Source organism: Shewanella sp. T24-MNA-CIBAN-0130, from assembly GCF_040310185.1.
Lineage (GTDB): Bacteria > Pseudomonadota > Gammaproteobacteria > Enterobacterales > Shewanellaceae > Shewanella > Shewanella psychromarinicola.
In genome coordinates this window covers 1-18,139 of the sequence record NZ_JBEOPP010000014.1, presented here as the reverse complement: position 1 = coordinate 18,139, position 18,139 = coordinate 1, and the positions used below count along the sequence as shown (strand labels likewise).

General features: G+C 41.5%; 15 protein-coding genes and 1 pseudogene. 7 read left to right on the top strand and 9 right to left on the bottom strand.

Annotated elements, in window-relative coordinates; translation table 11 throughout:
* Positions 1-174 precede the first annotated feature (174 nt).
* The 6 genes from AAEZ02_RS08125 to betI form a co-directional block, all read right to left on the bottom strand.
* On the bottom strand, positions 175-660 hold the full coding sequence (locus AAEZ02_RS08125; protein ID WP_101031639.1) for a MarR family winged helix-turn-helix transcriptional regulator: 486 nt from the start codon (positions 658-660) through the stop codon (positions 175-177).
* 132 nt (positions 661-792) lie between these two features.
* Positions 793-1,500, bottom strand: a complete 708-nt coding sequence (locus tag AAEZ02_RS08120; protein ID WP_101031638.1) for a TorF family putative porin — start codon at positions 1,498-1,500, stop codon at positions 793-795.
* A 28-nt stretch (positions 1,501-1,528) separates the two neighbouring features.
* A complete protein-coding gene (locus tag AAEZ02_RS08115) occupies positions 1,529-2,746 on the bottom strand; it encodes a BCCT family transporter (protein WP_101031636.1) in 1,218 nt (405 codons plus the stop codon).
* A 235-nt stretch (positions 2,747-2,981) separates the two neighbouring features.
* Positions 2,982-4,664, bottom strand: a complete 1,683-nt coding sequence (gene betA, locus AAEZ02_RS08110) for a choline dehydrogenase (RefSeq protein WP_124011475.1) — start codon at positions 4,662-4,664, stop codon at positions 2,982-2,984.
* Between the two features lie 15 nt (positions 4,665-4,679).
* On the bottom strand, positions 4,680-6,146 hold the full coding sequence (gene betB, locus AAEZ02_RS08105; protein ID WP_124011474.1) for a betaine-aldehyde dehydrogenase: 1,467 nt from the start codon (positions 6,144-6,146) through the stop codon (positions 4,680-4,682).
* Positions 6,146-6,742, bottom strand: coding sequence for a transcriptional regulator BetI (gene betI, locus AAEZ02_RS08100; RefSeq protein WP_101031630.1), 597 nt, complete (start codon positions 6,740-6,742; stop codon positions 6,146-6,148). Before betI ends, betB begins: the two co-directional genes overlap by 1 nt.
* 744 nt (positions 6,743-7,486) lie before the next feature.
* Between betI and AAEZ02_RS08095 the strand changes: the two genes are divergently transcribed.
* Positions 7,487-7,693 carry a hypothetical protein gene (locus AAEZ02_RS08095; protein WP_124011473.1) on the top strand — a complete coding sequence of 69 codons (207 nt, stop codon included), beginning with the start codon at positions 7,487-7,489 and terminating at the stop codon, positions 7,691-7,693.
* A 487-nt stretch (positions 7,694-8,180) separates the two neighbouring features.
* Here the strand turns inward: AAEZ02_RS08095 and AAEZ02_RS08090 are convergent.
* The 3 genes and pseudogenes from AAEZ02_RS08090 to AAEZ02_RS08080 all read right to left on the bottom strand — a co-directional run.
* Positions 8,181-8,555, bottom strand: a pseudogene (locus AAEZ02_RS08090) (TorF family putative porin); the annotation flags it as partial.
* 28 nt (positions 8,556-8,583) lie between these two features.
* Positions 8,584-9,801, bottom strand: coding sequence for a BCCT family transporter (locus AAEZ02_RS08085; protein WP_124011472.1), 1,218 nt, complete (start codon positions 9,799-9,801; stop codon positions 8,584-8,586).
* A gap of 252 nt (positions 9,802-10,053) precedes the next feature.
* The gene (locus tag AAEZ02_RS08080) at positions 10,054-11,202 is read right to left on the bottom strand and encodes a GMC oxidoreductase (RefSeq protein ID WP_233768530.1); all 1,149 of its coding nucleotides are present in this window, start codon (positions 11,200-11,202) and stop codon (positions 10,054-10,056) included.
* A gap of 847 nt (positions 11,203-12,049) precedes the next feature.
* On the opposite strand from AAEZ02_RS08080, the gene AAEZ02_RS08075 reads away from it, so the two are divergent.
* The 6 genes from AAEZ02_RS08075 to AAEZ02_RS08050 form a co-directional block, all read left to right on the top strand.
* Positions 12,050-12,427: a hypothetical protein gene (locus AAEZ02_RS08075; RefSeq protein WP_164839483.1), complete on the top strand. Its 378-nt coding sequence runs from the start codon at positions 12,050-12,052 to the stop codon at positions 12,425-12,427.
* A 289-nt stretch (positions 12,428-12,716) separates the two neighbouring features.
* On the top strand, positions 12,717-13,400 hold the full coding sequence (locus AAEZ02_RS08070) for a response regulator transcription factor (protein ID WP_351076914.1): 684 nt from the start codon (positions 12,717-12,719) through the stop codon (positions 13,398-13,400).
* Between the two features lie 9 nt (positions 13,401-13,409).
* A complete protein-coding gene (locus AAEZ02_RS08065) occupies positions 13,410-14,846 on the top strand; it encodes an ATP-binding protein (RefSeq protein WP_124011468.1) in 1,437 nt (478 codons plus the stop codon).
* Between the two features lie 86 nt (positions 14,847-14,932).
* Positions 14,933-15,763, top strand: a complete 831-nt coding sequence (locus AAEZ02_RS08060; protein ID WP_124011467.1) for a YbhB/YbcL family Raf kinase inhibitor-like protein — start codon at positions 14,933-14,935, stop codon at positions 15,761-15,763.
* A gap of 67 nt (positions 15,764-15,830) precedes the next feature.
* Positions 15,831-17,054 (top strand): efflux RND transporter periplasmic adaptor subunit, encoded by a 1,224-nt coding sequence (locus AAEZ02_RS08055; RefSeq protein ID WP_124011466.1) that lies wholly within the window; start codon positions 15,831-15,833, stop codon positions 17,052-17,054.
* A gap of 3 nt (positions 17,055-17,057) precedes the next feature.
* Positions 17,058-18,139, top strand: a 1,082-nt coding sequence (locus AAEZ02_RS08050) for an ATP-binding cassette domain-containing protein (RefSeq protein WP_351122720.1), incomplete at its 3' end; no start/stop codon positions are given.

Here is an 18,139-nt window from a genome sequence, read left to right as displayed (position 1 = left end):
TGGTGTTAGGCTGATATTTACTATGATTTGCACTGCAGACGTTGAAACAGTATGGCTTTCAAAAAGATGACAACACATGACAACCGAAGGGGTAAATATTAAGATTAAACGCTAGCCAGCTGCAATACCTATAACGCAAGATGGTTCTCGCGCTATAGATAAGAAAGGGGGAACTTATTGAGGTTGATCTTCTACTTGAATTTGGCCGACGTACAATACAGGCGCCGCATCAATATCATTGGCATCCATCATTGTCGCAATACGTTCGACTGCAGACAATAATTGGCTTTGTTCCCATTCTTCAAGATTCTGATAGCGCATAATAAAATGTTCTTGCAATGGTTTAGGTGCACTGTTTAACAGTGTTTTACCTGCTTCACTTAATGATAAGTGAACTTTACGCTTGTCAGTTTCACTGCGCGTTCTAATTACAAATCCACGCTTTTCGAGTCGGTCAATAATGGTCGTCACTGTGGCTGCACTTAAATTAATCTCTTGGGCAATTTTTTTAGCCAGTGGCGCCTCAAGCTGATCAACTTTTTGTATTACCATTAATTGCGGTCCAGTTAGACCGGATAGTTTATTTAATTGGCGCGAGTGTATGTCAATGGCTCTGATCACCCGGCGTAATGAAATTAACAGCTGCTCGTATTTTTCCATAATCCCCTTATTCTCCTCTTCATAATTGACCCCGCACGAGAGAAGAATTTTGCTTATTACTCATGCTCAATATTAAAAAACAGAATAATGTCAAAGACATTATTCTGTTTTGCTATTATTGATTATAACAGTTTATAGCGTGAAAGTTCGTGATACAGATAATACTACACGAGAATCGCTTACATCATTGTTCATGCTGGTATCTTCAGCAGCAACATTGAAGTCAAAACCTTCCCAGCTAGTCATGTATTCTGCACGGTAATGGTTGTAAGACTTGTCACCATCCCATGCCCACTTATCTTCGTCTTGCGACGTAGAGCGGTCAACGCTTACACGAATGTCATGACCTTCTGCAATGGTAAAGGTATGTGCGACCATCATGATGTAATGGTCAGCATCAACACCAAAGTAATCCCATGAATACCAAAAGTTCAATTCAGTATGACCAAGCGATGAGCCGTAACCAAATTTGGTGTATATCTCAGGGTAGTAATATTCATCAGAGGCATTATCACCATGGTAAGTGTAATATGCGATACCTGCATCAACAGAGACTCGGTCAGTTAACTCAACATAATTACCTGCATAAAAATCAAGTTCTAACCAAGTGTCATCAGCACTGCCAAAGTCGACGTTTGATGCCCATGCACCAACGTACCAACCGTCATTGGCAGCATAATCTAAGCTAGCTTGTAATGCAGGGTCATTATCCGTTTGGCTAACACCATTAAAGGTATAGTCAGACGTTGCATTAACCGTGGTACTTAACTCACCAGCCATAACAGTAGTTGGTATAGCAAATAAGCTTAATAGAGCTAACTTTTTTATTGTCGTATTCATCATTATTCCTTGGATTATTATTATTTGTTTAGTCTGCTAATTCGATTTTAGTGAAATCGATTTTATTTTCTTTTGGAGAGCGTTCAATATCTCCCACATTACGGTAGTGTGATTTTAATATGTATACGAAACAACTTAATATCAAGCCAATAGCCAGTGCGCCGACCAACTGAATTTGTAGGAAATCCAATTTAAATAGCAAGGTTAAACCACTCAGTACGACAACATTACCGACGATATAAGGTATTTTACCAAAACGTTCAACCGTTAGGTTTAAGTTGTCAGTGTATAAACGTACCAGTGAATCGAGTGAGTTAATCACAAACGTTACGCCAACAATCACCATCGCAAGATTATAGAAACCTGACGTGTCAATGCCGTTTGCGCTGTAGTAGTAAAGTACCGTGAACCAAATGGCAATTGGAATTGAAGGGAACACCATCATAGCGATTAACACTTGATAAGTTTTCATTCCACCAACAAAACGTGCGGTAAATTGACCAATCATAATGCTCCACGCAAACCACCAGAACAGGTAAAATTCATGGTAATCGTTTATCGGTAGCACAAAGTTATGGATATTACCGAAGTAGTCACCGAGTAATGCAAATGTGGTAAAGAACTCACCCACACTTGAGTCGTCTGATAAAAATGCACCACACCACATAATGGCAATCAAACCTAGGAACAACCATGTACTGCCTAAACTGAGATAACGAACATAGCGAATACTGGTGCTTGAATACACTGCGGCGGCAATGACCATCAATACTATTAAGTAGAAGCTGCCAACAATCGTTTCACCATCCCCTAATTGCGGCAAATACCAGGGTAAGTTGGTTAATAATAAGTAAGCGGTAAAGGCACAAGTGCCAATAATGACAATGTTATTAATAAATTTAATTAATGGAATTTCAAAATACTTTACTCTTGGTTCAATAACACAGAAGTAGAAGCACGTTAGAAAATAAAATGCCCAAATTAAGCAGGCCCAAAAACCAAACTCAATCGCTAACGGATTACTAAATCCATATTCAGGACTGGCGGCTAAATCTGCATATCCGGCAAATTCAGTTAACGGAAACATGATTAAACCCACATCAAGTCCAGATGTGAACAAAATGGCAATAAAAGTAAACTTACGCACTGGTGTGACGCCAACGCACTGCATGTTACCCCAACGATAAATCACAAATGCGATAGCGATAAACGTAAATAAAATACCTATTGATAACCAGGTAGTCATTATTTGACTCCTGAATAAAGGGTGTGTGCGAACATAATGTTGGCTCCTTGTTGTATGTTTTCTTATGCCATAGAACAATTTTTAAAGGCAAAAACCCTCAAGCCTTAAGTATCGTGTTGACGATAGTTAAACCCTGATAGATTGAACTTAGCTAAATAGGCCATTTACAAAAATGTAGGTTGGCCATCAACCCGTTGTCGATGTGTATTAATGAATACACATCGACTAATTAGTGTTAATCAACTTGACGTTTGGGGGCTTGTAATCGTTGTGATGTTTGCCACTGTTTGGCAATGGTCACGTTTGACAAACTTGGCGCGAGCGGCTCGTTACCTAAAATAATATCGGCAGCGCGCTCGGCGACCATGATGGTCGGCGAGTTCAAATTACCATTAGGAATGGTCGGAAAAATTGACGAGTCAACCACTCGTAAACCATTAATACCGTGAACTTTAGTTTCTGAATCGACAACAGCCATATCATCTTCGCCCATTTTGCATGTGCAAGAAGGGTGATATGCGCTTTCTACTGAGCTTCTAACAAAACGATCAATTTCTTCATCGGTTTGCACCGCTAAGCTTGGTTGGATTTCTTCACCACGATACTCATCTAAACCTGGTTGATTGATGATTTCACGGGTTAAGCGAACACAAGCTCTAAAAGCTTCAATATCATCTTGGTGTGATAAATAATTGAACTGAATTTGTGGAGCAACCTTGGGATCATTTGATGCCACAGTGACAGTCCCACGGCTTTTGGGTTTATTGTGACCAATGTGAACTTGGAAACCATGGCCCGCAAAAGCTTCTTTACCGTCATAGCGCATTGCAGCAGGTAAGAAGTGATACTGTAAATCTGGCCACTCTAAGCCAGCTTTTGAACGGATAAAGCCACAAGATTCAAAATGGTTAGTTGCGCCTAAACCTGACTTATCTAAAATCCAACGAGCACCAATAAACAGTTTGTTTAATGGATCAATTTTGCCATTAAGCGAAATGGGTTTTAAGCACTTAAATTGAAAGTAAAACTCTAAGTGATCCTGCAGATTCTGGCCAACACCGGGTAATTGATGTACTTGCTCAATGCCTGCGCTAGCTAATGTGCTGGCGTCGCCAATACCCGATAACTGCAAAATATGTGGCGACCCAATTGAACCGGCCGATAACACCACTTCTTTATTGCAGTTAATATCAATCAACTGACCTTTACACTCGTAACGAACGCCGATAGCTGTTTTACCTTGCATGATAACCTTGTGCACTAAAGCATGAGTTACCACGGTTAAATTAGGGCGTTTCATTGCAGGGCGAAGGTAGGCATTTGCCGTAGACCAACGCACGCCGTTTTTAACCGTCATGTGCATTGGACCAAAACCTTCTTGCTGACTGGCATTGTAATCATCGGTTGCTAAATAGCCGGCATCGACACCTGCATCAACAAAAGCTTGATATAAAGGGTTTTTCATTTCATTGCCGTTATTAACCGCTAATGGGCCTTTATCACCACGATATTCATTACCACCAAAAGACCATGTTTCGGCTTTTTTAAAGTAAGGTAGGCAATGAGCATAATCCCAGTCTTTTGCACCTTTTTGTTGCCACTCGTCAAAATCGCGAGCATGACCACGCACGTAAACCATGCCATTAATCGATGATGAACCGCCTAATACTTTGCCGCGAGGGCAATGCATGCGACGATTATCTAAATACGGTTCGGCTTCGGTTTCAAACTGCCAGGCATACTTTTTAGTATTCATTGGGATAGATAGCGCCGTTGGCATTTGAATAAAAATGCTCTTGTCACTACCACCGGTTTCAAGAATTAATACTTTATTGTCTGGGTTCTCAGTTAAGCGGTTAGCCAATACACAACCTGCGCTACCGGCGCCGACAATAATATAATCATATTGATGAGTCATTAGTTTAGTCACTCCTTAAAATGGGCTTTCAAGTGACTGCATACCCACGTAAACAGCTTTGATTTGGGTGTATGCCTTTAATGTTTCAGCGCCATTTTCACGGCCAACCCCCGACATTTTATAACCACCAACAGGCATTTCTGCAGGGGAGGCGCCATAGGCATTAATCCAACAAATGCCTGCTTGGATTTGGTGGATCACTCTGTGAGCACGGGTTATGTCTTGAGTAAACACGCCAGCCGCTAAACCTAAATGAGTGCTATTAGCTCGACGGATCACTTCGTCTTCATCAGTAAAGGTTAATACCGACATTACCGGCCCAAACACTTCTTCTTTAGACAAGGTCATGTTATCGGTACAATCAGTAAAGATAGTCGGGGCAACAAAGAAACCATTAGGGGCATTGTCAGGCTGTAATGCTGTTCCACCGGTTAATAAGGTAGCACCTTCTTTTTTACCGATATCAATGTAGTCAAGTACTTTTTGTTGATGGTCGCGTGAGATCAATGCCCCGAAATTAGTGTTAGGGTCCATTGGATCGCCGCAAATAATGTTCTGCTCAGTACGTTCTTTTAAGCGTTGAATAAATTGCGGATAAATATCTTGCTGCACAAAGACTCGAGTACCATTAGTACAGACTTCGCCTTGAGTATAAAAATTAGCTAACATCGCAGCTGATACTGCATTTTCAACGTCGGCATCGTTAAAGATAATCAATGGCGACTTACCGCCCAGCTCCATGGTCACGTATTTTAGTGAGCCAGCGGCGGCTGCCATGACCTTTTTACCGGTTCCCACTTCGCCAGTAAAAGATACTTTAGCGATATCTTTACTCGTGGTTAGCCATTCACCGACGCTACCGTCACCTTGAACAACGTTAAATACGCCATCCGGCACGCCAGCTTGAGTGAAGATTTCAGCTAAACGCATTGCGCCGCGAGGGGTTTCTTCTGAAGGCTTAAAAATCATCACATTACCGCAAGCAAGTGCAGGGGCGGCTTTCCAACAAGCTATCTGTAGTGGGTAGTTCCATGCGCCAATACCGGCACAAATGCCTAATGGCTCACGGCGAGTGTAATAAAAATCTGCGCCGACAGGTTGCTGATTACCTTCAATACTGGGGGCGAGACCTGCAAAGAACTCGATAGAGTCGGCACCAGTAACGACATCGACTACTGAGGCTTCTTGCCATGGTTTACCAGTATCGAGTACTTCACCTGCGGCAAGTTCATCATTTTGTTCACGAAGTAGGGCAACGGCTTTTAGTAAAATGCGGCTACGTTCAATTGGGGCCATTGCCGACCAAATCGCAAAACCGACTTTAGCGCTGTCTATGGCGGCTTGTTGCACAGACTCAGTTGCCACCTCAACTAAATAGCTGACTTCCCCTGTAGCAGGATTTGTTACTTCAAATGTTTCACCAGTGCCATTTGACTGGTATTTTCCATGAATATAATTTTGATAAATAACTCTAGATGACATCAATTTACTCCGTTGTGCACGATCAGAGCCTTTATAAAGGCTTTAGATAAAATTTGGGCTTGTTTAAAATCTTCAATTGGGGTGGCACTCAGCGCACTGCGTAACCAAAAACCATCAATCACTGCCGCAGTTTGCTTAGCGGCATTGACCGCTTCAATGTTAGGTAACAGTTGTTTATACGAAAAAAGCAGATTGCTGTATAACCGCTGACTATTAATGTTTTGTAACCTTGCGAGTCCAGGATCGTGCATCGCTTGGGACCAGAAGCTTAACCATGTTTTTGTCGCGCCGCCTGAACGTTGTAATTCAGTAAAGTTAGCTTCCACAATCATTGAAAGCCGATCTATCGGGGTTAACGTTTTGCCTGATGTTCTGGCCAGTAATGCTTGCTTCAATTCATCTAACAGAAATTTTAGCGTGGCTTCTATTAACCCTTGTTTTCCACCAAAATAGTGGCTGATGATCCCAGATGACATTCCGGCTAATCCACTAATAGTATTAATCGTCGTGTTCTGTAACCCATGTTGTTCGACAGACATTAACGTGGCATCTATCAGCTGTTGTTGTCTGACGTTTTTCATTATAGGTCTTGACATAAAATGGGTCCGTTATCCGTATTAACAATTGTTAATTGAACGCTCAATTAATAAGTATACTAATGATTAGAGCTCTAAGTATCAAGCGTTTATTTGATCTAGATCATAAAACAGATGTTGCTAAACAAGATTTAAATCAGCATTTAAAGTTTAAGTCTACGTTTTTAATGATTAATAGTTGATAATATGAAGTTGATATTTTGTTGTTAAAAATAAAAAGGTTTTACATGTAATCATTACAGTTGCAGCTATTTTTGAGATGATTAGCGATAAAATGTCATCTTGAAACTGTTTTATCTGTCATGTAAAACTGATGATTAAGCTTCTGGCGATTGATCTGTACATGTCTGTTAGTCTCGTTACTGTCATCGTTAATAGGCGACAATTAACCCAAAGCGGTTACGCTGAGGTGTGCTTTTTTGTACTGTTGGCTAGCATTATTGGCAATCAGTGCTTGATGTTGATTTGAATCGCGGTCAGTTTACCAAGCTTGTTTGTGATGACATTAGGGTTCTTAGACGCTGGAGTCTTATAGTAAAAGGCGGATGGGCCTTAGTGCATTAATTGCATTAATTGCATTAATTGCATTAATTGCATTATTTGCATTAGTTGGAAGCCTATTAACATTAAGATCTGACTAGCTGATTGACTGGATCAAATCCAAAGCTCAAAATAATCCAACAAATTAGCCAATCTATTCATTATAGGTAGGCAATAGCTAGGCAATAGATAAGAGGCAAACAGATGGGCAGTGCAGCAATGATCATGTGGAGTGTGCTATTTGGCGCCATTGGCATGGGGTATTTTGTCTATGGAAAACGTCAAAGAGCGATTGTTCCCTTATGTATTGGAATGGCGTTATGTGTGTTTCCGTATTTTGTTGCCAGTGTCACCAGCTTACTGATAATGGGGGTTATCTTGGTGGCGATACCGTACTTTATCCGGCTTTAGTCGCCGGCAGATATTATCCGTTTTATCACTCTGATTCATCCAGGTTAACATTGTTACTTTTATCTGTACCAAGCCGAACAAGTGGCGTTACTCATTTCATCGTTAAATCTGACCTTTCTCAGCTAGGCAGGTAACTGATTAATGCGCCAAAGTTTACGGGTCGTTGGACTTTCGTCCGAGTAATGCAGACCCTATTTCATGTTTGGTAGTTTGCTTTAGAGCGTTAATTCAATGTTATCAATTGCCTGCCGCAGGAATGTTCAGGATGAACGGAATGTCGCAATCACATGGATGTGAAAGAGTGACCTTAAGTACACATACACCTAAGATCCGCCGTAAACCCATCCATGGGGGATCTGCGAAAACGTCCCTGTTTTCGACGGTCTCAGGTGCATGTGTACCGAGTATTATGTTTCTTCGATTTGGCTTCATTTGGCCAAAATATCAATTAATACAAATCAATATTTTGCGCCTCCTTAGGTAATCGTAAATTGGTGTATATCTCTGGGTAGTCATACTCATCAGAGGCATTATCACCAGGGTAAGTGTAATATGCGATACCCGCATCGACAGAGAGTTTATCAGTTAACTCAGCATACTTACCTGCATAAAAATCAAGTTCTAACTAAGTGTTATCAGCACTACCAAAGTCAACATTAGATGCCCAAGCACCCAAGTACCAAGCGTCATTTGCTGCATGGTCTAGGCTGGCTTGTAATGCCGGGTCATTATCCGTTTAGCTAACACCATTAAAGGTATAGTCAGACGTTGCATTAATCGTGGCGCTTAACTCTCCTGCAGTGACTGAAGTTGGTAGAGCAAATAAGATCAATAGGGCAAACTTTTTTATTGTCCTGTTCATTACTATTCCTTAGAACATAAATATTGGTTTAGTTTGCTAATGCAAATTTAGTGAAATCAATTTTATTTTCTTTTGGAGAGTGTTCAATTTTACCCACGTTGTGGTAATGCGATATTAAGATAAAACCAAAGCAACCTAAGATCAGGCCAATAGATAACGCGCCAACCCATTGTATTTGAAGAAATTCAAGTTTAAACAACAAGGTTAAACCACTCAGCAATACCACATTCCCGATCATATAAGGGACTTTACCAAAACGTTCAACCGTTATATTTAAGTTGTCTGTGTATAAACGCACTAGCGAATCGAGTGAATTAATCACAAACGTGATGCCAACGATCACCATGGCCAGATTATAGAAACCTGATGTATCAATGCCGTTTGCGCTGTAGTAGTACAGTACGGTGAACCAAATTGCGATTGGAATAGAAGGGAACACCATCATGGCGAACAAAACTTGATAGGTTTTCATGCCGCCGACAAAACGGGCGGTAAATTGACCAATCATAATGCTCCACGCAAACCACCATAATAGGTAAAACTCATGGTAATCATTGATGGGTAAAACAAAACGATTGATATTGCTAAAGTAATTACCGATTAATGCAAAGGTAGTAAAGAATTCACCCACACTTGAGTCGTCTGCTAAAAATGCACCAGACCACATCAGGGCGATTAAACCAAAGAATAACCAAGTACTGGCTAAACTGAGATAACGTACATAGCGAATACTGGTGCTTGAATACACTGCGGCGGCAATCACCATAAACACGATAAGGTAAAAGCTACTGACAATGCTTTCACCATCACCTAATTGCGGTAAATACCAGGGTAAATTGGTCAATAATAAATAAGCGGTAAAGGCACACGTACCAATAATTACTAGGTTATTAATAAATTTAATCAGCGGAATTTTAAAAAACTGTACTCTTGGTTCAATAACACAGAAGTAGAAACTGGTTAAAAAGTAAAAAGCCCAAATTAAATAGGACCAAAAACCAAACTCAATTGCCAATGGATTGCTAAATCCATATTCAGGACTGGCGGCTAAATCAGCATAACCGGCAAATTCGGTTAATGGAAACATGATTAAGCCAACATCAAGTCCCGAGGTGAACAAAATGGCAATAAAGGTAAATTTATGCACGGGTGTGACACCAATGCACCGCATGTTACCCCAACGATAAATCACAAATGCTATAGCGGAAAAAGTAAATAAAATGCCTATTGATAACCAGGTAGTCATTACTTAACTCCTGGGTAAATAGTATTTATAAACAAAATGTGGGCTCCTTGTTGTCTTTTTCTCATACCATAGAACAATTTTTAAAGGCGAATATGCCCTCAAGCCTTAAGTATCGTGAAGACGATAGTTAAACCCTGATAGATTGAACTTGGCTACATTGGCCATTTATAAAAACATCGGTTGGCCATCGACCCATTGTCGATGTGTATTATTGATACCCATAGACTAATTTGTGGTTAGTTAAGCGATCATTTAAGCGCTTGTAATCGTTGTGATGGGTTGGCAACGGTAACGTTGGCCAAACTGTGGCGGGGGCTGTGGTTGTGCACCTAAAACAAATTCGGCGCCTTGCTCGGCGACCATGATGGTCGGTGAGCTCAAATGGCCATTAGGGATTGTCGGGGAAATAGACAGATCAACGACATGTAAGCGATTAATGCCATGAACTTTGGTTTCTGAATGGACAATCATCATGTTATCTTCGCTCATTTTGCACGAGCAAGTCGGCTGGTCAGCTCGTTCAACCGCGCTTGTGACAAAACGTTCAATCTCTTCATTCGTTTGAGCTGATAAGTTAGCTTGAATGGGTTCACAACGGTATTGATCTACACTCATTTGATTGACAAATTCACGGATTAAGTGCACCTGCGCGCTAAAGCCTTCAATGTGGTTTTGGTGTGATAAATAATTGAACTGGATTTGAGGCGCAGCCTGAGTATCATTTGATACTACTGTCGCAGTCGGACAGTTTTTGGGCTTATTGTGGCCAATATGTGCTTGGAAACCATGCCTGAGAAAAGCATTTTTACCATCATAGTGCATTACCGCAAGTAGGTGGTGATACTGCCAATCTGGCCTCGCTATAGCCGCTTTAGAATCGATAACACCAGATGATGTAAAAGGCTTGATGTTGAGCGAACGGGACAACCAAAAACCAGCAATGACGGCGATTTGCTTAGTCGCATTGACGGCAGCTAATGTTGGCCATGATGGGTTAACTGAAAAAAACCGATGGGCGTATAACTGCTGACTATTAATATTGTGCAAGCTTGCTAGCCTAGAGGCGTTTATCGCCTGAGACCAGAAGTTTACGTAATTTTTAGTCGTGGTATTTGAACCTTGTATCTCGGTAAGGTTAGCTGCCACACTCTTTGAAAGCCTTGTTACAAGGGGGACGTTTTTGCATGACGTTGTTGTCAGTAATGCTTGCATCAATTTATCTGAAACAAATTTTTGGCTGGCTTGGATTATCCCTTGTTTGCTACCGAAATAGTGGTTGACTATCCCTGATAACATTGCCGTCAATCCGCTAATGCGATTACGTGTGGTGTTTGGTAATCTATGGTGTTCGACAGATACTAACGTGGCATTAATCAGCTGTTGTTGTCTGTCGTTTTTCAATACAGGTCTTGCTATATAGGGGATCATTGGTCTTAAGGTTTGTTAATTGTACGCTTAATTGATAACGATACTAATGATTAGAGCTCTAACTATCAAGCATTGATTTGACCAGCATCACATAAAGCTGATGTTGCTAAACAAGATCTAAATCAGCACTTAAAGTATAACTCTATGTTTTTAATGGTTAATAATTGATGGTATGAAGTTTATTTTTTTGTTTTTAAAAATAAAAGGTTTTACATGTAATCATTACAGTTGCAGCTATTTTTGAGATGATTAGCGATAAAATGTCATCTTGAGACTGTTTTATCTGTCATGTGAAACTGATGCTTAAGCTTCTGGCAACTGATATGTACGTGTCTGTTAGTCTCGTTACTGTCATCGTTAATAGGCGACAATTAACTCAAAGCGGTTACGCTGAGATGTGCTTTTTTGTACTGTTGGCTGACATTATTGGCAATCGGTGCTTGATGTTGATTTTGGTGAACTTCTTAGGATATTTATCGGGAACCCAGCTAATATGCTGTTGAACTAAGCCGATGCGCGGAGCCAAATGCTGGCTCAATCGAGTATATTATCCTCATTGAATCAGCTAAACTTAAAAAAGATGTGATGGAACACCACAATGACAAGGGAATTTCAATGAAACATGTACAATTCAAGCCAAATAATCAGTTCAAAACGGCTCTGCAGCCCAGAGCCAGCATCAAAAAAGCAAATTCCTACAGCATAAAGCGTACCAATTAATCTGGACTCGGCATCGGCCAAGTCCAACAAGTGGTTTATGCCATGCAAACAGCACAACGCATAAATACTAAAACGTTAGGTTTAAAGAGAATTAATCGTCATGTTCTGGCAAATATCATTTTGGTTACTTGTTGTTATTTTAGTTTTACCATTTCCATTTAAGGTTCTTGGCTATATTAAAGGCTCAGACGATAGTAAGTTAAGTGTCAAAATAGAAGAGTCTGCGAATGCAATTTTCATGTCGATTGGATTATTTGCTTTTTATGGTTATATAAACGATCAGATTTATTTAAATCCAATGTTTTGGCAAGTGTGGTTAATAATTGGTGTCTTGTGGTCTATTTTTGCAATTTTTTGGTCACCTAAATTAGCTTATGCAACAGAGCTCATGGGTAAAAACAAAATGCGCATTGCTGCTGGTGTTGGGTGTGTTTTATATATTCCGTTATTTTTAGCTGTATATTTTTACGCATTTTAAACCTAAAACATAAGAGATTTTTGCCAGTCAATAGGCGACCCATTTTACGGGTAGAAAGTATTTTTCTGCTTTTGCAGTCAAATTAAAATCAATCAACAAATTCATCTACTAATACTTATAATTTTTATTGAGTTTGTTTTGGCACCTAAAAGAAAACCCTGAATAGGGCTGACTTTAATTTTTCTTGTATGACCAGACTTAATCCCTTAAATGACAATGTTGTCATATAGGTTGCGGGTGCGATGCGTCAGGTGAGATACTTTTAAGTGTTTCCCAAGGATAGAACTCAATGAAAGTATTGCTTGTCGAAGATGAACAAAAAATTGCAGATTTTATCTGTGAAGGTTTGCGCGCCAAAAATCTCAAGGTCACTCATTGTGCCGATGGCAATCAAGGTTATCAGGCGGCAAGCAATAATACCTATGATGTTATTATTCTCGACATTATGCTTCCGGGCCGCGATGGGCTGGATATTCTTCGTTCGCTGCGTCAACAAGGTGTCGATACGCCTATTATTCTGCTTACTGCACGTAATGAATTGGGTGACCGCGTTCAAGGGTTAGACATGGGCGCTGATGATTACTTAGCAAAACCGTTTTATGTTGAAGAGTTGCATGCTCGCATTCAAGCCTTGCTTCGACGACATGGCGGCACACAACAGCATGTCGTTGAGGTAGGCGCATTACAACTTGATTGCATTAATCGAAGCATTAATTGTCAGGGGCAATCAGTCGAACTCACTAGTCGCGAATTTAGCTTGCTTGAACACTTAATGCGTTCGCCTAACCAAGTATTAACCCGAGGACAGCTGTTGGAGCATGTTTGGGGATACGATTTTGATCCGTGTACCAATGTTGTTGATGTGTGTATTAAACGCATCCGCAATAAAATGGCTTCATTAGAGAAGGCGGGTAAAATGGTCGGTGCCATTGAGTCGGTCCGCGGCACAGGCTATCGCCTGAGCATTCGATAAGGTTTTAATATGTATTTTCGTACTCGTATTTTTGCCATATCAATTTTAACCGTGACAGCTGTGCTTGCGCTGGTTATCAGCTTAAGTTGGTCGCGTATTATGACTGTAGAATTGACTAACCTTGATTCTCGCCTTTGTATGGAAGCAAAACGCTTAATACCCAAACGTACACTGCCTGATACAAATAACCCCGCTGCCAATATAAATAATTTACGCGACACTTCGCTTTCTGGTAGTCGGTTAATGACTGATTTAACAGACAAGTTGCGAGTTAGTTCACCGAACCAATTAATGCTCTCGGTAGGTTCTGCGGAGCAAGGGTTTTTAACTGCGCCAACGGGTGTTGACGTACAAGATGTTATAAGTCGCTTACATTGGCTGAGCGCTGAGCCACTAGCGTTAACCGATAACTATAAAGCCAACGCTGTTTGTCAATTTGCCTTTTTTGAACATCAGCAAAACCAATGGCGAGCCAGTTTACTCCAAGCCTCAAACCAACAAAGTTTTATCGCTGTGGATGTTGCCGCTACCACTAGCCAGTTAACGAGCACCTTGCAGGCGGCGCTGATTGTGGTTATTCCTTTTTCTCTATTACTCAGTATTCTAGGGGCATGGTTTATCGCAACCAATACGATTAGACCAATAAATAGATTACACAAAGCAATGGATAAGGTGACCCAAAAAGATCTTAGTCATCGCTTACCTGAGCATAAAGAAGACAAAGAGTTCAAAATGTTGATTGATGCATACAATACGATGCTCGATCGCCTAGAAGACAGCTTTCGACAAGTTTCTCGTTTTACTGCTGATGCCGCCCATGAGCTAAAAACGCCACTCACAGTGCTAAGAGGCAAGCTTGAACAAGCTGTGTTGTCTGAAAATTCATCGCAATTAGATCTCAATGCCATTCTTGATGAAGTGGGGCATTTGTCAGCTATTACCCGTAAATTGTTGCTGCTATCACAGGCTGATTCTGGCTCTATGGCGTTGCATTTTGAGCCGATAAACATCACTGAATTAGTCGATGAGTTGATCGCCGATATGACCTTGTTGTCGGATGAACTGGAGCTTGATTGTGTTATTGAGAAAGGTTTAATCATCCAAGGCGATATTGTCTTGCTGAAGCAGCTGTTAAATAACCTGCTCGTAAACGTAATGCGTTATAGCCTTCATCACAAAGGTGTGACTATTCACGCTCGCCAAAACGAGTCTGCTATAGAAGTCGTGATTAGCAATTTTTGCCTTCCGATACCTCACGACGTCAGGGTAAAACTTTTTGATCGTTTTTACCGCGGAGAACCTGCACATACTCAAGGGATATCTGGCAGTGGTTTGGGGTTAAGTTTAGCCAGAGAAATCGCTCGCGCACACGGGGGCGATCTTACGCTTGAACCCAGTGATAGTGAGGTTGTGACTATGCGGCTGTTGTTACCCATCGTTAAATGACAACATTGTCATCCATCAGCGAAGCCTAATCGATACACTTAAGTTAACTCATTAATCGTTAACTTAATCGCTACGGATATTAGGCCATGAAAACCTACATTATTGTCTCCATTTTATCTTTGACGCTGCTAGCCGCAACGGCCGCTAATGCCAAGGCGTCACTTGAACTTACCAGCCCTGCATTTACCGATAATGGTACATTACCAACTGAATTCACTTGTGAAGGAGAGGGGGTTTCACCGCCATTAGGCTGGCAAGGAGTACCCAACGGAACCCAATCATTGGTGGTGATAATGGACCACATGCCTAATCAACACCCGACCAACAATGAACAAAATACATCAAAGCCTGACTCGGCTGACAATAAAAAAGGCACTCCACCTCAAGGTGACACTCAGGCACCTAAACCAAACCAGCCTGAGGAACTCAAGTGGTATTGGATTGTTTACAATATTCCGGCGCAAGCTTCTGGTATTGGTTCTGGCAGTAAAGAAAATCAATCTGTTGGTTCATTTGGCAGTAATACTGTGAATGATCGTAACGAGTATGCACCGCCATGTTCTAAAGGACCTGGCCAAAAAGTGTATACTTTTCATCTGTATGCGCTATCCAAATTTTTAGATATCGATTCGTCTGCCCCAGTGTCAGCCCCAGTATCTGCCCCAGTATCAGCCTCTGTGTCAGCAGTATCGCTTCGACAAAGCATGCAAGGCTTCATACTGGACTCAGACTCTTTGACTGTGAGCTTTGAGCGACACTGTCAAACGCCGCAACGGGCTCATTCACCACAAGCTCATCCGCAAGAATCTCATCCGGAACAAGCACAGCCACATAATGACAGCATGGATCCGCTGTCAACATTGCCATTGTGTAAACCCACTTTGAATACGACTTCTGCTGTTATTGATAGTAAGTAAACGCAAAGCCGTTATTACAAGATTGTTAGCGCAGATTCAGTCACTAAAAAGACATTAAGAGATCCACATGAAAAAGAACATTAAAAACACCTTGCTGCTTCTTACTCTTGGCGCAATCGTTGCCGTTGTAGGATACAAGTACACTCAAGCACAACAAGACCAACCTATCTTTACCTCCGATGTGGTTAAACGCGGCAACATCGAAAAAGTAGTACTTACCAATGGCGTGCTTTATCCGTCTAAATTAGTCAGTGTCGGTGCTCAAGTATCGGGGTTAATCGAAACAATGGACGTGAACGTAGGCCAAAATATAAAACAGGGCGACTTGATTGCTCAAATCGATAATTTAACTCAACAAAATGCCCTTAAAGAAGCCCAAGCATCACTGCAAAGTATTGATGCGCAATATCGGGCAAAGCAGGCTCAAATAAAAGTCGCACAGTCTGAATATGCTCGTAATAAGAAGATGCTGGTTAATGGCGCTGCGTCGGTATCAGATTTTGATTCGGCAGAATCGATATTGGCGGTTTATCTGGCTGAGCTTGATGAACTCAGTGCTGAAAAAGACAAAGCAATCATCAGTGTCGATAACGCCAAGCTCAATTTAGGTTACACAACTATTCGTTCACCTATTGATGGCACCGTGATTTACGTGTCGGTCGAAGAGGGGCAAACCGTTAATAACAATCAAGGCACCCCCAGTATTATTGAGCTTGCGCAATTAGACGTAATGACGATTAAAGCGCAAGTATCTGAAGCTGACATTATCAATGTGAGTGCTGGGCAAGACGTGTATTTCAGTATTTTGGGCGCGACAGCGAAAAAGTACCGTGGTGTATTACGCACCATTGAACCAGGGCCAACTTTGCTTAGCGGCGCCGACAGCTCATTGATGATTGGCGATGATGAAGCGATTTACTACAACGCTCTGTTTGATGTTGAAAACCCAGACAACCTGTTGCGCTTTGGCATGACAGCGCAGGTATCGATTATTTTAGCCAATGCGCAAGATACGTTGCTTGTCCCATCACAGATATTGATAACAAAAACGGGGCCAAGCGCTTCGTATCAAGTGCCAGTGATAGTAGACAACCACATTGAATATCGCAATGTTGAAGTGGGCATTAATAATAAAGTCTACGCTCAAATCCTCTCAGGGCTTAACGAAGGTGATCAAATCATGCTTGGTCAAACTTCAGCTAATGACGACGCGATTTCGATGACCGGCCTATCTAAGGGCAATATGCTCGGACAAAGTGTACCAGGTCTTGGTAAAGGAAAGAGGTTATAACCCATGGCTGACGTTCTATTAAATATTAAAGGTGTTAGTCGTTCTTTTACCGCCGGAGAGCAGGAGCTGACGGTACTTAACAACATTAGCCTGCAAATCTGTCGTGGTGAATTGATTGCCATTATCGGCGCGTCTGGTTCCGGTAAATCAACATTAATGAACATCCTTGGCTGTCTGGATAAACCCAGTGCAGGCAGTTATTTCATTAATGGTCAGGACACATCCAGTATGGATGACAATGAACTAGCCGCACTGCGACGTGAATATTTTGGGTTTATCTTTCAGCGCTATCATCTTTTGGGAGATTTAACTGCGCAGGGCAATGTAGAAGTACCGGCATTGTATGCCAATGAGGGGCCGCAAACTCGACACGAAAAAGCTAAAAAACTACTGACTCGTCTAGGGTTAAGCGATCGTTTAGATCATAAACCAAGTCAGCTAAGTGGCGGCCAACAACAACGTGTCAGTGTGGCCAGAGCTTTAATCAATGGTGGCGATATTATTCTGGCCGATGAACCCACCGGCGCGCTTGATAGCAATAGCGGCGAAGAAATGATGAAGCTCATTCAAGAACTGCATCGCGACGGTCACACCATTATTTTGGTGACACACGATCCGCATATTGCTGAGTTTGCAGATCGCGTCATCGAGCTAAAAGACGGCGAAATCATTGCCGATAACCAAAAACGTATCCCAGCAGAAACGAGCTCGTTAATCGCAGACAGACAATCTTCTCGAACAGATAAGAAGATAAACTGGTCGCGATACCTTGAAGCGTTAAAAATGGCGTTAATTGCAATGTCCAATCATCGTTTGCGTACGTTTCTTACGATGCTCGGCATTATTATTGGCATTGCTTCAGTGGTGTCTGTCGTTGCGTTAGGTGCTGGTTCGCAGCAATCTATTTTGGATAATATTGCCTCAATGGGCACCAATACCATTGAAATAAAACCAGGCACAGGGCGAGGAGATCGCCGCTCTGAACGGGTTAAGTCGCTCACGGCAGACGATGCCAATGCGCTTAAAATATTGCCCTATGTGGACAGCGTTACCCCAACCGTTAGAGCTAATGTTGTTATACGTTA

Excerpts from the sequence above, each read along its gene's own strand:
- AAEZ02_RS08125 (WP_101031639.1), bottom strand. The coding sequence starts at position 660 with ATGGAAAAATACGAGCAGCTGTTAATTTCATTACGCCGGGTGATCAGA.
- AAEZ02_RS08120 (WP_101031638.1), bottom strand. The coding sequence starts at position 1,500 with ATGAATACGACAATAAAAAAGTTAGCTCTATTAAGCTTATTTGCTATA.
- AAEZ02_RS08115 (WP_101031636.1), bottom strand. The coding sequence starts at position 2,746 with ATGACTACCTGGTTATCAATAGGTATTTTATTTACGTTTATCGCTATC.
- betA (WP_124011475.1), bottom strand. The coding sequence starts at position 4,664 with ATGACTCATCAATATGATTATATTATTGTCGGCGCCGGTAGCGCAGGT.
- betB (WP_124011474.1), bottom strand. The coding sequence starts at position 6,146 with ATGTCATCTAGAGTTATTTATCAAAATTATATTCATGGAAAATACCAG.
- betI (WP_101031630.1), bottom strand. The coding sequence starts at position 6,742 with ATGTCAAGACCTATAATGAAAAACGTCAGACAACAACAGCTGATAGAT.
- AAEZ02_RS08095 (WP_124011473.1), top strand. The coding sequence starts at position 7,487 with ATGGGCAGTGCAGCAATGATCATGTGGAGTGTGCTATTTGGCGCCATT.
- AAEZ02_RS08085 (WP_124011472.1), bottom strand. The coding sequence starts at position 9,801 with ATGACTACCTGGTTATCAATAGGCATTTTATTTACTTTTTCCGCTATA.
- AAEZ02_RS08075 (WP_164839483.1), top strand. The coding sequence starts at position 12,050 with ATGTTCTGGCAAATATCATTTTGGTTACTTGTTGTTATTTTAGTTTTA.
- AAEZ02_RS08070 (WP_351076914.1), top strand. The coding sequence starts at position 12,717 with ATGAAAGTATTGCTTGTCGAAGATGAACAAAAAATTGCAGATTTTATC.
- AAEZ02_RS08065 (WP_124011468.1), top strand. The coding sequence starts at position 13,410 with ATGTATTTTCGTACTCGTATTTTTGCCATATCAATTTTAACCGTGACA.
- AAEZ02_RS08060 (WP_124011467.1), top strand. The coding sequence starts at position 14,933 with ATGAAAACCTACATTATTGTCTCCATTTTATCTTTGACGCTGCTAGCC.
- AAEZ02_RS08055 (WP_124011466.1), top strand. The coding sequence starts at position 15,831 with ATGAAAAAGAACATTAAAAACACCTTGCTGCTTCTTACTCTTGGCGCA.